Source organism: Oligoflexus sp. (assembly GCF_035712445.1).
Taxonomy (GTDB): domain Bacteria; phylum Bdellovibrionota_B; class Oligoflexia; order Oligoflexales; family Oligoflexaceae; genus Oligoflexus.
In genome coordinates this window covers 32,807-45,848 of the sequence record NZ_DASTAT010000095.1, presented here as the reverse complement: position 1 = coordinate 45,848, position 13,042 = coordinate 32,807, and the positions used below count along the sequence as shown (strand labels likewise).

11 protein-coding genes are annotated in these 13,042 nt (G+C 53.5%); 2 read left to right on the top strand and 9 right to left on the bottom strand.

The window, feature by feature from the left end; all coding sequences use genetic code 11:
- Window positions 1-5: 5 nt before the first annotated feature.
- The 6 genes from nirK to VFO10_RS20605 all read right to left on the bottom strand — a co-directional run bounded on the left by nirK (window position 6) and on the right by VFO10_RS20605 (window position 7,475).
- Complete coding sequence (nirK, locus tag VFO10_RS20630; RefSeq protein ID WP_325143739.1) at window positions 6-1,430, bottom strand: copper-containing nitrite reductase; 1,425 nt, start codon at window positions 1,428-1,430, stop codon at window positions 6-8.
- Between the two features lie 450 nt (window positions 1,431-1,880).
- Window positions 1,881-2,177, bottom strand: coding sequence for a hypothetical protein (locus tag VFO10_RS20625; protein ID WP_325143737.1), 297 nt, complete (start codon window positions 2,175-2,177; stop codon window positions 1,881-1,883).
- A 167-nt stretch (window positions 2,178-2,344) separates the two neighbouring features.
- Window positions 2,345-3,448: a galactokinase gene (galK, locus tag VFO10_RS20620; protein WP_325143735.1), complete on the bottom strand. Its 1,104-nt coding sequence runs from the start codon at window positions 3,446-3,448 to the stop codon at window positions 2,345-2,347.
- Window positions 3,445-4,527, bottom strand: coding sequence for a M24 family metallopeptidase (locus VFO10_RS20615; protein ID WP_325143733.1), 1,083 nt, complete (start codon window positions 4,525-4,527; stop codon window positions 3,445-3,447). Before VFO10_RS20615 ends, galK begins: the two co-directional genes overlap by 4 nt.
- A complete protein-coding gene (gene galT, locus VFO10_RS20610; RefSeq protein ID WP_325143731.1) occupies window positions 4,520-5,614 on the bottom strand; it encodes a galactose-1-phosphate uridylyltransferase in 1,095 nt (364 codons plus the stop codon). The genes VFO10_RS20615 and galT overlap by 8 nt, the downstream gene beginning before the upstream one ends.
- A gap of 1 nt (window position 5,615) precedes the next feature.
- Complete coding sequence (locus VFO10_RS20605; RefSeq protein ID WP_325143729.1) at window positions 5,616-7,475, bottom strand: glycoside hydrolase family 2 TIM barrel-domain containing protein; 1,860 nt, start codon at window positions 7,473-7,475, stop codon at window positions 5,616-5,618.
- 318 nt (window positions 7,476-7,793) lie between these two features.
- On the opposite strand from VFO10_RS20605, the gene VFO10_RS20600 reads away from it, so the two are divergent.
- A complete protein-coding gene (locus VFO10_RS20600) occupies window positions 7,794-8,975 on the top strand; it encodes a glycosyltransferase family 1 protein (RefSeq protein WP_325143727.1) in 1,182 nt (393 codons plus the stop codon).
- Here VFO10_RS20600 and VFO10_RS20595 read toward each other — a convergent pair whose 3' ends face one another.
- A complete protein-coding gene (locus VFO10_RS20595; RefSeq protein ID WP_325143726.1) occupies window positions 8,976-9,851 on the bottom strand; it encodes a 5'-3' exonuclease in 876 nt (291 codons plus the stop codon).
- A 132-nt stretch (window positions 9,852-9,983) separates the two neighbouring features.
- Between VFO10_RS20595 and VFO10_RS20590 the strand changes: the two genes are divergently transcribed.
- Window positions 9,984-10,541: a hypothetical protein gene (locus VFO10_RS20590; RefSeq protein WP_325143724.1), complete on the top strand. Its 558-nt coding sequence runs from the start codon at window positions 9,984-9,986 to the stop codon at window positions 10,539-10,541.
- A 1-nt stretch (window position 10,542) separates the two neighbouring features.
- Here the strand turns inward: VFO10_RS20590 and VFO10_RS20585 are convergent, their stop codons facing one another.
- Together VFO10_RS20585 and VFO10_RS20580 are read right to left on the bottom strand one after the other, a co-directional pair.
- A complete protein-coding gene (locus tag VFO10_RS20585; RefSeq protein ID WP_325143722.1) occupies window positions 10,543-12,459 on the bottom strand; it encodes a 7TM diverse intracellular signaling domain-containing protein in 1,917 nt (638 codons plus the stop codon).
- Between the two features lie 80 nt (window positions 12,460-12,539).
- On the bottom strand, window positions 12,540-13,034 hold the full coding sequence (locus VFO10_RS20580) for a hypothetical protein (protein WP_325143720.1): 495 nt from the start codon (window positions 13,032-13,034) through the stop codon (window positions 12,540-12,542).
- Between the last annotated feature and the right edge of the window lie 8 nt (window positions 13,035-13,042).

Genomic DNA, 13,042 nt, shown 5'->3' with positions numbered 1-13,042 from the left:
TCGTGTTACTTTTTAGTGGCTTTGGCAGCAGCGACTTCAGCCGGCGTCACTTCCTTGCCGCTGTTGCCCCAGGACGCGTAGACGAAAGTCAGCACGTTGGCCACATCATCGTCGCTTAAAGACCAGGCCGGCATCACGCTGTCATACTCGGCGCCATTGACTGTGATCTTGCCTTCCAAACCATGCACCACGGCTTTTACCGCCCGGGCCTTATCAGCATTCAGGAAGTCAGACTTGGCGAGTGGAGGAAAGGCACGGGGTATCCCCTCACCATTCGGCTGGTGACAGGCTGCACAGTTGGTGTCGTATACTTTTTTACCGACAGCGATGCGCTCAGCTTTGGTCTTGGCAGCAGGAGCGGCCTTGGTTCCCGTATCAATGGTTTGAATGCCTGAACCTTCAGGCAGGTACACATCGTCCCGCTCTTTACCGGAATAGATGGCCTTGTTGTCGTCGCCTTCCACTTTGATCTGAGCCAGTGCCCCTTTGTTGAAGGCGCGGAAGATGGAGTGGTCGACGATGATGAAGGTTCCGGGCACATCGGCTTTGAATTCGACGATAGCCGAGCCACCAGCAGGCACGAGAGTGGTTTGAACATCTTTGTTGATCGCCGTTCCGCCTTCAATGTAAACACGATCGAAGATTTCACCGATCACATGGAAGGAGGACACAAGGTTGGGTCCGCCGTTCCCGACGAAAAGACGGATGGTCTCGCCAACTTTGGCCGTCATGGGTTTGTTTGCAGACGCACCGACCGAGCCGTTGAAGACCACATAATCGGGTTGTTCCCGCAGGGCCTTGTCCATGCTAAAGGCTTGCAGACCGCGTTCACCGTATTTGCCTTTGGTATAGAATTCACTCTGCAGGACATAGTATTCGCGATCAACTGGAGGCAGGGGTTCCTTGGGCTCGACATAGATCAGGCCGTACATACCGTTGGCGATATGCATACCCACAGGGGCGGTTGCGCAGTGGTAAATATAGAGGCCAGGGTTAAGAGCCTTGAATGAGAACGTTGATTCATGACCGGGCGCTGTGAACGATGAGGCCGCGCCACCGCCAGGACCTGTCACGGCGTGAAGGTCGATGTTATGAGGCATCTTGCTGCTAGGATGGTTGCTGAAATGGAATTCAACGGTATCACCTTCACGGATGCGGATAAATTTTCCCGGAACCTGACCGCCGAACGTCCAAAACGTATAGTCAACGCCATCAGCGAGGCGGGATACGAGTTCCTTGGCTTCCAGACGGACGATGACCTTGGCGGGAGTATTGCGCTTCAAAGGCGGAGGCACTTCAGGTGCGAACGTAAGTTTTGCTTCTTCTGTTGGCAAATCAGCGGCCAGCCCCTGAGGAGCGATATTGTGAAGGAGCAACAAGGCCCCCAGGGCAAGGATGGATCGCCTGAGACACAAGCAAGAGGATTTCATGAGAGACTCCGTGAAAAGTGAAACATAAACCTATCGAGGGTTGCGGCTGCGAATGGCTGACCGCATTTTACCCAATGCAATGGCAGAGCCAAGCATTAAAGTATTGATATTATTAGATAAAAATATTTCCCGATCCTGCCCATGCTGAAATAATTAAATCATATGCTCCTTCCGCTGGAGCATTTCACACAAGGGGAGCAAAGGACGATCATGGATGTATCCCTTCACTCAAAACATTCGTTTCGCGTACCTATTTATCTGGCTTTACACGCTGAAGCGTCTGTTGCAAATCAAACGGGTCGCGGAATGTTTTAATATTTCCGGGCATCATCTGATTAAAGTCGTTCAGAATCTTGGGAGTTTTGGTTAAGTAGTATCCTATCGCGGGCGGGGCGGAGGAATCAAGCTGGGCATGGGACGGAATTCACCCCATGCCGCTGGTCCTCGAATTCACTGTTCAGGAAGTCCATAGCCATTGGTTCGCGGAACTTCGTTTTCAAGATTATGCTCTTTTAAAACTTCGACCGCGAACGAACGCGCTGTCTTTTGACTCTCGGGTTCACGGCTTTGAGCCTTCATCACAAAACCATCGGCACGCGATTCCAGGTGTATGGCAATCTTCGGATCCTGAATCAGCGTCTCCAATCGTTCGCAAAGACTCGCGTCAGCCAGTAAAAGAGTGGAAGGGAACACGCCTCCAAACAAGGCGACAATCCATAAGTAAAACCTTCTGAGAAATGCACTCATACATTTATCCTCCTCTAGTTTCGACTTCTGAATACAATGCAAAAGGCCAGCCATTATTACTGGCAGCATTTAACGTGCAGCAAATATGGAAAAAAATAGAGTGGGAATGCAGAGGACTCCTGGCCCATAAGCAGCAATTTGCGCCAGGAGACTAAAACATTGGCTGTTTAGAAACTTTCGGGAACCAGGATGGTAGGCGTTTCATCAAAGCGTTGCCGGGCTCGTTCCACGATGTGTTTTGCGACAAGAAGCGCCTGTTTCGGCTCGCAGATCCCCACGATGGAGCCACCGAAGCCGCCTCCTGTCAGTCGCGCTCCGAAAACTCCGGGCTCGCGCAGGGATTCCTCGACCAGGATATCGATTTCGGGCACAGACACTTCATAATCGTCCCGCATGGAAAGATGCGACTCCTGCATCAGCTTCCCAAGGCGCAGCATATCGCCGTTCTGCAGGGCTTCCACGGCCTCCAGAACCCGTTGATTTTCCGTCACCACATGCCGCGCCCGTTTTTGATAGAGCTGGGGCAGGGAACCCAAACGATCCGGGTCCGTGATATCCCGCAGCTGCTTCACGCCCAGAAGATGGCAGGCTTCTTCGCATTCTGAACGGCGGCTGTTGTAACCGCCGCCTTCGCTGAGCCGGTGCCTCACGCCGGAATTAATGACGAAGAGATCCATCTTATTCCAGGGCAAAGGAATCAGACGCGTACTGAGATCCCGCGTATCCAAAAACAAGGCATGATTATGATCGCCCAGGCTGATGGCCATCTGATCCATAATGCCAACGCGGGCCCCGACGAACTCGTTTTCAACTCTTTGGCACAAAAGAGCGATCTGCACATCGGTCAGACTCAAGGAAAAAGCCTCGCGCAGAGCCCGTGAAAACGCCACCAGGAGCGCCGCACTTGAAGAAAGGCCGGCTCCCATCGGCACATGCGAAGTGATCAGCGCATCAAAACCCTGGACGTTGATTCCTTCGCGCGCGTAAAGCCAGGTCAGACCTTGAATATAATCGCCCCACGCATCCTGAGCATGCTCTTCACCGATTTGATACGTAAAGCGGCGCATATGCCCGTCGCGATCCATGGTGGACAGTTGAACCTTGCGGTCCTTGCGCGGAGCCAGATGCACCAGGGTTTTTTGCGGAATCAGAGTGGGCAGGACGAAACCACCATTGTAATCGGTGTGCTCGCCGATCAGATTCACGCGTCCAGGGGCTTCCACCATGCTCGTTGGGCTGCGATCGAACAGTCTTTGAAAAGCAGTTTTCATAGTTTCACCAGAAAGTCAGGGCGTTTCCGATCCGCAAATTCAAACGTCGGCCAGCGCGGATCGACTGTGAGAATATCGGTCTGTGAACCACGAACCAGGATAGTATCCTCGATCTTTCCACCTTTCACACTGGGATTCCAGGCCAACGCGGTACCATCCGCGACAGGATCCGTGCTCTGCGGTGAAGCCACTTCCTCACGCGCCAGGTAACCCGTGGGGCCGCCCTGATGATGACGACTTGGTTCATCGACGTACCCCATGCTTTCATAGGCTGCGACTATCTTTTCATAAATCTTGCTGAGCGGCACACCGGGGCGGCTGGCCTGCCAGGCTGCAGCTTCCACATGCGCAAGATCGAGTTTGTGTTTTTCTTCGTCCTTGTCCGGCTTGCGGAAATAGACAAAGCGCGAGAGATTCGCATAAAGCCCATGCCGGCGCGCGCAAAAAACCAGCATGGCCCGACTCCCGAGCTTTTCGCGTGACGCGACAGGATGCCGATAACGAGGCAGGCGATTTTCACCACCGGCCATCGTTAATGCGGGATGAATGCCCCTTTTCCAAAGGGCGGCCGAACCCGCGGCGGCCAGATCGAATTCTGTCCAGTCGGGGTGAGCGGCTTCCAAAGTCTCGGTCATCGCTTCTGCCGCTTCCAGGCACAGGAGACGATAACGATCCTGCTCTTCAGGCATCAGCTCACGCCTTAAAAGCCAGAGGTCGCGCGGCAAAGCATACTCAACGCCGCGCGGCCGATCGCTTGCTAAAAGACCGCCTCGGGTTTGGTCCAGAACAAATGCTTTGCGTGCAAAAGGATCCTGCCAGGGCGCACTCCATACCAAATAAGGGGTGGGTGCCTCTTCATTCAGGAACCGTTCGGCTTCGATGGAATCTGTAAGGATATAAGCATCCCGCAGCGTGACCAGGACTTCCGCAACTCCTGTTTCCGCTGCGAGCAGCACTGTGTTGGAGCTGCCACCCGTGGCCCAGGCGAACCAGTCGGTCCCTCGCAAAAGGAAACCGGCCATGCCCTGCCGCGCCAGCAGCTGGCGCATCGTGGCCAATTTCTGATCTATTTCACTCAAAGGTCACCTCCACTCCCTGCAGCTCCCGGGCCTTGTCTTCCGGCAAGCTATCATTGGCGAAGAGGCCCGCGCCAAGCTCTGTGCCCGCCAAAAACTTAAGCCGATCCGAGCTGCGATAAGGAGGACTGAATTCAAGATAAAAATGGGACTCCGGATGTTCACGCCCATCGGTAGGTGCCTGATGAAAAGTCATCAGATAGGGAAATGGACGTGACCAGAGCGCATCAAATTTCAAAAGAACAGTTTTCAAAGCCCGGGCAAGATCCGCCCGTTCATGCTCTTCCAGGCGATCCATGGTGGGTACGGCGCGTTTAGGAGCCACCCACACTTCATAAGGGTAGCGCGCACAGGCCGGCACAAAAGCGACCGCATGGGGCCCTTCATAAATCAGTCGCATGCGTTCGCGAATCTCACGCTCAATGAACGAAGCCAGAAGCCCCGTGCCGTTTTTTTCATAATACGCGAGCTGCTGTGCGTTTTCACGGGCCGGAACCGGCGGTACGAAGGGGTACGCATAGATCTGGCCATGCGGGTGATGCAAGGTTACGCCGACTTCCACGCCTCGATTTTCAAAGGGCATGACGTATTTGATATCCGCGCGTGCACCGATCTCTCGGGTCCGGTCGCCCCAGACCTCAAGCAGCAATTGAATGTGATCGAGCGGCAAACGTCCCAGAGACATGGTCGGGTCTTTGGTGAAGACCACGACTTCGCAGACGCCCAGGGCCGGATAAGTTTCCACGCCGGGAATTTGCGGAGGAGGTACCGCTTTTTCACTCAAAGTCGGAAACATATTTTCAAAGACAGCGACGTCGTAATCCCCCTGAGGCAGTTCCGTGGGAAACTCGGGATTAACCGTCGGTGCCAGGGGATTGAATTCTTTCGGCGGCAGAAACGTCCTGTTCTGCCGGTGGCGCGCATAGGCTACCCATTCGCCACGCAGAGGATGCCAACGCATGTGCGAGCCCTCCAGCGACACCGGAGTCGGCGAGGGACTGGTGGCCACGATATTCGCATCGATGGGACGGCGGCTATAAAGCAGAAGAGTTCGGCCATCCGGTTTGGTGAAACGACTTTTATACTGCATCTCACTCACACCCCATCTGTTGTCCGGCCGTATCCGCGTCTTCCAAAGTGATTTCCGCGCGATCACGTTGGAAACCCCTGGTAAACATGGCCAGAGTTTCGATATCAATCTTCGGTGTTCGATCTGCAAAGAGCAGACCGTTGGCCTCCTGGAACGTGTCCGTGAACTGCGTATAGCAAAAACCACGGAAGAGCTTCAGCTGATGCACCACGCTCAAGAGTTCGCTGTACTGTTTTTTCAAATCCCGCGACGACGTGCATACGGCATAGCCCCAGGCGTTGCTCGTGCCGGGCTTTTCCTTGGTGAATGCGATGCCGCCGAACTCGGTCAGCATTATAGGCTGATTCTGGCTGTTATAGCCCTCGATGGTGATCATCTTTCCAGCCGGACTGCGTCGATTCAGAATTTCGTTCATCGAAAGCGCAGGATCGTAGCGTTCCTTGAAAGCCGCGGGATGATTATCGTAATCATGGATCCCGATGATGTCGGTGGCCGTGCTTTCCCAACCATCATTGCCAATGACGGGACGGGTAGGATCGAGAGTTTTTGTCAGGTGATAGAGAGCCTGCACACAGCTGCGGTGCGAGGCCTTTTCTGCAAGGTCGGGTACGCCCCAGGATTCGTTGAAGGGCACCCAGGTGACTATGCAGGGGTGACTATAGTCACGGTCGATGGCCTCGATCCATTCCCGCGTGATCCGTTCCACGCCTTCATGCGTGAAACGATAGGCGCTCGGCATCTCTTCCCAGACCGTCAGACCCAGGACGTCGGCCCAGAAAAGAAACTGCGGGTCCTCGATCTTCTGATGTTTGCGAACACCATTGAAGCCCATGGCCTTGACGAGTTCAATATCGCGTTTCAAGGCCTCGCCATCGGGCGCGGTCATGAAGCTTTCCGGCCAGTAGCCCTGATCGAGCACCATGCGCAGATAGTAGGGCCGGCCATTCAGCAGGAAATCGCCATGCTGTATGGAAACCGAGCGGAGGGCTGTATACGAATGCATACGATCCACGCACTCATTATCCGCATAAAGCTCGATTTGCGCTTTAATAAGTGTAGGTTTTTCAGGACTCCAGAGGAGTTCGTTTCGGAAGTCATCGACCCCGGGGTCGGAGAGCGCGATTCTGCGATGCACTTCACCCAGAATCACCTGGTAGCTGTCGTTCACCAGCACCTGATCATCGAGCGTCAGTTTCAAACGAATCTGCAGCTCGCGCCGCACGCAGCCCTCAATGAAGGCCTCGAAGCCAATTTCCCAACGCTCCAGATGCGGTGTCCAGCGCACGTTGCCGATATAGGTTTCAGGCACAGGCTCCAGCCAAACCGTTTGCCAGATCCCCGTCGTGCGCGGATACCAGATGCTATGCGGCTCCAACTGCCAGTCCTGCTTTCCGCGGGGCTTGGCCAGATCTTGCGGATTATCTTCCACCTTGACGGTAATGATCTGAGGGCCGTCGTCATTGAGACAATGCGTAATATCAAAATGAAAGGGGGTGTGACCGCCTTCATGCCGACCAACAAATTGATCGTTCACCCAGACCTGAGCCAGATAGTCCACGGCTCCAAAGTGCAGGAGCAGGCGTTCCTGATTCGTGAGAGGAAGCTGAAACTCGCGCTGGTACCAGCAGACCGAGTGAAATGTCACGTCGCCTATTCCACTGCGTTCGGTTTCAGGAGCAAACGGAACTTCAATCGTATGATCCCACTGCGCGACATCCGAGGGCTTTTGAAAGCGGCTGGTGTCATCGTAGCAGAATTTCCAGGGACCATTGAGTGAATGCCAGTGCTTCCGGCAGAACTGAGGTCTTGGATGGAGATGATGCAGATCCAAGTCCAACGACGTTCTGTGCTTCTCCTTCATATATTGCCCACCATGTGTAAGAAGAGAAAATCCGTGCTCTTTGGAGAACCGTTAAGCATCCTGCGAAAAGATAGCACAAGGTAAATTGCCAAAACAATAGGACCGCTTCCGTGAACACAGCCTCTATCCTTCGATATTTCATTATTGCTGGGTGAAGACTGCGTATCTGAATTATCAACAAGCGTCAATGGGTGAAGATTATGCGTTCCGAAGACCCTACTGAATCTGTTACGTCACTTCAGCAAAGAATGGGCCTCTTGGCTTTGCCTGCCTCGGTACAGCTATTGCAATGATGATGCCTGTAGCGAGGAGTGAACGATGAAAAAATTTCAGATGGCATTTGCAAGCAGCAGTTCCCCCGATCTCATTTGTTTTTCGCATCTCCGCTGGAACTTTGTCTTTCAGCGTCCCCAGCATTTGATGAGTCGTATTGCCAAAGAGGGACGTGTATTTTTCTTTGAAGAACCGATTACGAGTGACAATGCAGTCCCTGAACTTCAGGTCAGAGAGGAAGCCGATAATATCTTTGTCGCCACTCCTCACCTGCCCCGAGGATACGGCGAAATGGAAACCAATCTCTGGATGAAAAAGTTTCTGAACGAGATGATGGACGACCATGGCATCATTCGGTATATCACCTGGTACTACAGTCCCATGCATTTGAAGCATTCGCATCATCTGCGTCCGGTGGTCAGCGTTTATGATTGCATGGATCAGCTGTCGAATTTCAAAGGCGCGCCCCAGGAATTGCCCCTGATGGAGCAGAGTCTTCTGAATCGAGTCGACCTTGTTTTCACGGGCGGATTCAGTCTCTTCAACGCCAAGCGCCACCTGCATCAAAGGGTTTATCCCTTTCCCAGCAGCGTGGACGTCGCCCATTTCGCGCAGGCTCGCGACATGACGTCCGAGCCTCACGATCAGGCCGGCATTCCGCGTCCCAGGCTTGGATATGTGGGTGTGATTGATGAACGCATTGATCTGGAACTTTTGGATCAGATCGCCAGCAAACGACCCGATTGGCAAATCGTCATGGTAGGACCGATCGTGAAAATTGATCCGGCCAGCCTTCCCCGCCAGCCAAATATTCATTATTTAGGCGGAAAAACTTACGAAGACCTGCCCCGGTATCTGGCCAGCTGGGATATCGCGATTTTGCCGTTTGCGCGAAACGATGCGACCCGCTATATCAGTCCGACCAAGACTCCGGAGTATCTGGCCGCAGGCCGTCGGGTCATCTCCACCTCGATTCGGGATGTCGTGCATCCTTATGGTGTGAAGAATCTCGTGTCGATCGCCGATGATGCGGATGCCTTTATTATCCGTGCGGAATCCATTCTGGCTGATAAAGCCGGCTATGATGCCTGGCTCAGCCGTGTGGATGAATTCTTAACCGACATATCCTGGGAACAGACTTTCGCGGCCATGTGGAAACTGGTGAATGATCAGTTTGTCGTGAAGGATGTCATGGTCACCAGCACTGCGTATGGCACTCAGGCTTGATTATTCGGCCCACAGAGTCACTTTCTGAAGCCAGTTGCTTTCGCCCAGCTCCTGGCAGAGGGTTTCCAGTTCCTTGCGACGAGCGCCGCGCCAGCGAAGATCGGAAACGGTTTCCTGGAGCGGCACATCGTCACGCAGGGTTGCGAGCTGACGGTAAAGCTTTGCCTCCTTGCGATGCGCGTTCAGGCTAGCCGCCAGGGCCTCGGCGCCACGAACTTTCACGGACCAGTCGCTGGCCTTGGCCGGTATTTTCTCGAAGGAACCGTAAACAGCGAGCAATGCAGCCGCTGATTTCGCGCCCCATTTCGGAACACCCGGGATTCCATCCGCCGTGTCTCCGACCAACGCCAGCCAGTCAGGAATGGACGCGGGTCCGACGCCGAATTTTTCATGAGCTCCGGCCTCATCCGTTTCCACCTCCTTATGCCGATCAAACATCACGAGTTTCTGTCCGCGAACGCACTGGGCCATATCCTTATCCGGTGAACAAATCAGAACCTTGGTCACGCCCTGGGTTTCAAAGGCTCTGCGGGCTGCCGTAGCCAGGGCATCATCCGCCTCGAATTCAACCATCGGCCATACCACAAGCCCCAGCGCATGGGCCGCGCGTTCCGCCAGCTCAAACTGGGCATAAAGGAGAGGATCCATCCCCTCCCCTGTTTTATAGCCAACAAAAAGATCATTGCGGAACGATTCAATGACATGATCAAACGCGATGCCCGCATGCGTGATCGTGCCTTTTTTCAGAAACGACCAGAGGCTTTTCAAAAGCCCGCGTGTGGCGCCCACTTCGCGGCCGTCGGGGCTTTTTGCAGCGGGGGCTCCGTAATAGCTGCGAAACAGTTCATATGTTCCATCGATCAGGTGGATATGCATGGCGTTCCCTTCGAAAAGTCCGTACCGCGATACGCTAGGCGTTTCTATCATAATATTAACAGGACCTTGGATCAGATTTTGCAACAAAATGAGCGAGGGAAATAATTTCGGTCCGAACCATCGAGGAACTTCATGAGAAGCTTCGCGTTCATTGTTTTGGCATTCTGCTCAGGTCAGCTGGCAAGCTCTTGCAAAACCCAGCCTTATGGCAAGCAACGCCTTCAGGCCCGCGCGTTCGATCGCGAGCTGATGCGTGCCAATGGCTTTGAACAGAGTTTGGACATTGCCGCCTCCGAAGACATCGAATCCCTGCCCAGACTGGGCCTTGCCCAAAGCAGTGATCGGCTCGGCAGCCCCGCCTGGACCACGGGTAAATTCCGGGTGTCCGCCAGCTGCCGGGATAGTTTCCAGCTTACCATCGAAGGCCTGACGATTCGAAACATCACCAACTTCCAGCCCTTTGAAGGCTGCGTGGCCCTGGCCACTCAAATAGATAAGCTCGAAGTCCCCTCCCAGGAACCCACCGAAGACACGCCTATCGGCGGCCTGCGGGTGACCTCCAGCTGCCGCGAGGAATACTTCACGCTCCGCGTGAGCGAAGGCAATGTGCATATCAGCAGTGATTATCTGGTGCCGAATCCCGAGGCCTGCCAGGAGCTGCGGAACAGGATCAATGGTTTGAAGCTTTGATTCAGGCGCCGCGCAGCAACTGCCGCTGGGTGCGGCCTGAAGCCAGTTGATAATAGAGTCGAGTGGCTTCTTCGTCATCGCGGACCTTAAAGTCGGACGCGGTGAGATCCACTTCCACGAATTCCTGGCGATAGGCATCGGAGAGCTGATCAAATACCGGCTGATGCAGAATAATAATATCATCGCGCCGCTTGAGCCAGCGGAAGAGAATATCCCGCATGCTCTCGTACCGGTGCGCAAGGATAATGCCGCGACCGAAGAGATCGTAAACCTGCGTTCCTGATTCCGGATAAAAGGCCTCGACAGTCCCGTAGGCAATCCCGATCGCGCAGTGAATGCTGCCGGGCGCTCCCACGCGTTCCACATGCCTTTTGAAGATATCCAGAAATTTATGGGCCATCTTCACGCTGTGGTCGGCCGCATTGGAATCCGGACAACCAAAGGGAAAGCCTACACTGCAGAGAAAGCCATCGCCCATTTCCTTGACGCGATATCCATTCGCAACCAAAGGATCGGTCTGATAATTTTCCATCATCAAATTGGAACAGTCATGGAAGATCGCGGAAAGGAAAGATCGGGGGTCAGCGATCTGCATTTTACTGCTCGCCACGACGTCGAAAACCAGGATGAATGCATTCTTCTGACCGACAGGCATGGTTTGATCCAGCGGCATTCCATCCCAGATCTGCTGCACCTGGTGCGGGTAAACAATCGTTTTCAGTTCCGTATAGGCGTGATCAATTTTACTGCGAAGCCGCTCCTGCTCGCGGTTAATCTTAAAGCCGATGGTCATCGACATCAGGATCATCTCGATATCCAACGCCAGCATCTGAGCGCAGTTGATAAAGGCATGAGGCAGCCATTGCGCGAAGAATTGATGCATGAAATGAATCATGGTGCCCAGGCTGGGAATGACGGCAGCGATCAGCAGAATTCGTGCGCCTGGGACCTTTTTTAGAGCAGAATGGACACCGATCCCCATGGTGAGCGGCGTGGAAAAGATCAGCATATTGATCAAGGCCATCTGAGCCCAGGTCAGGTTGATGAACGAAAATACGATGATGAATGGCCAGCACGCAAAAACAATGCGCAGCGGCCACTTCCAACCTGGCAGATTCTTCCGAATATCCAGCATATGATAAAGGAAAGTCAAAAATAGAAACGAGGAAGAACAATTGATACTGATCAAGGCCGCCCGTGGAATTTCAGGAAAACCAAACTGTTCGGCTAAAACCTGATAACGCCCCTCATAATAAAGCAGCAAGGCTATATTATAGAAAATGTAGATGACATGAGCGCGATGCCTCAGGGTCAAAGCCAGGACAAAGTTATACGCAATAAGAGCGAGGCATATGCCATAGGACATTGTAAGAACGTGTCGCTCGGGCGAATCGTGAAGGAGACCTTGCGGTGACTTGATACTCAGGTTTACAACCGGCATTGAAAATTCGTCAGGGAGGATTTCCACGTAAACACGCCAGGCACCCGACGGCACAGGAAAACCCTGCATCGAGCGACGCAGACGATCCCCCGGGACAAAAGCCTGACGAATCTCGCGAGTCCTGGCGTCCTGTATAAAGATCCGACTGAGACTGGGAGTCATTCCATTTTCACTCAGGAGAGTCAGATCCTGGCCGGTCTGATTATCAATTTCGATCCGCACCCAGTAATCACCCTTCATGGGGTTATTGGGTATTCCCAGCATTTTTGCGTAACGGTCGTGAGTTGTGAACAGCGCATCATGCTGCCCGGAAAGGATGGCGTCAGCATCAAAGCGCGTTTCACGATTGTCGAGCGAATGAAAGTTCGAGATGTGAAGGTAGTGCGTGCCGGGCGTGATCACAATAGGTTCAAACGCAGCAGCCAGAGTCGCAGCCGCGTGCAGAAAAAGCAGCACGATGAAAACCAGGATTCGCATGGGTCCCTTTACCAGTCCAACTGGCTAAGGGATCGGTATGCCAGGGATTTCACTTGAAACCCCTGGTCTTGAATCCTGAATTAATTTTGCAAGTGCTCTATTTTGCTGGATTTTTCACCATACCGCTCCCCCAAAAACTCCGTCGCCTTATTCAGCTCGTTGGCTGCTTCATGAAAGGCATCATTCTTTCTGAGGTTGGTTCGGTGGGTAAAATTACCTTGCTGAAGAGCTTCAAAGTGCCGCTTGAACGCCACCATGGGGCCGACGAGGCGATGCGTATACCAAATCGAAATCGCCAGAACGAAAAGAATATAAGACCCCAGCGCAAGGTAAATCGACGTCTGTATGCTCGACAGGTAGCTCAGGATGATCGTCTGAACCTCTTCCGGAGCGTCGGTCATCTCGATGATGAACCCGAACAGCTGCCCCAGGTGGACATAAACGATAGCCGCGATCACGCCGGCGAACAGAAAGGAAAGGAGGATGCAGTAAAGCCCAAGCCTTGTCTGGATGATCGGCTGCAGAAGAAAATTGGACAGCCGCCGCTTCAAAAGTTTTTCACTATAAAAACTCACGTCGAATC

Excerpts from the sequence above, each read along its gene's own strand:
- nirK (WP_325143739.1), bottom strand. The coding sequence starts at position 1,430 with ATGAAATCCTCTTGCTTGTGTCTCAGGCGATCCATCCTTGCCCTGGGG.
- galK (WP_325143735.1), bottom strand. The coding sequence starts at position 3,448 with ATGAAAACTGCTTTTCAAAGACTGTTCGATCGCAGCCCAACGAGCATG.
- VFO10_RS20605 (WP_325143729.1), bottom strand. The coding sequence starts at position 7,475 with ATGAAGGAGAAGCACAGAACGTCGTTGGACTTGGATCTGCATCATCTC.
- VFO10_RS20600 (WP_325143727.1), top strand. The coding sequence starts at position 7,794 with ATGAAAAAATTTCAGATGGCATTTGCAAGCAGCAGTTCCCCCGATCTC.
- VFO10_RS20590 (WP_325143724.1), top strand. The coding sequence starts at position 9,984 with ATGAGAAGCTTCGCGTTCATTGTTTTGGCATTCTGCTCAGGTCAGCTG.
- VFO10_RS20585 (WP_325143722.1), bottom strand. The coding sequence starts at position 12,459 with ATGCGAATCCTGGTTTTCATCGTGCTGCTTTTTCTGCACGCGGCTGCG.
- VFO10_RS20595 (WP_325143726.1), bottom strand. The coding sequence starts at position 9,851 with ATGCATATCCACCTGATCGATGGAACATATGAACTGTTTCGCAGCTAT.
- VFO10_RS20625 (WP_325143737.1), bottom strand. The coding sequence starts at position 2,177 with ATGAGTGCATTTCTCAGAAGGTTTTACTTATGGATTGTCGCCTTGTTT.
- galT (WP_325143731.1), bottom strand. The coding sequence starts at position 5,614 with ATGCAGTATAAAAGTCGTTTCACCAAACCGGATGGCCGAACTCTTCTG.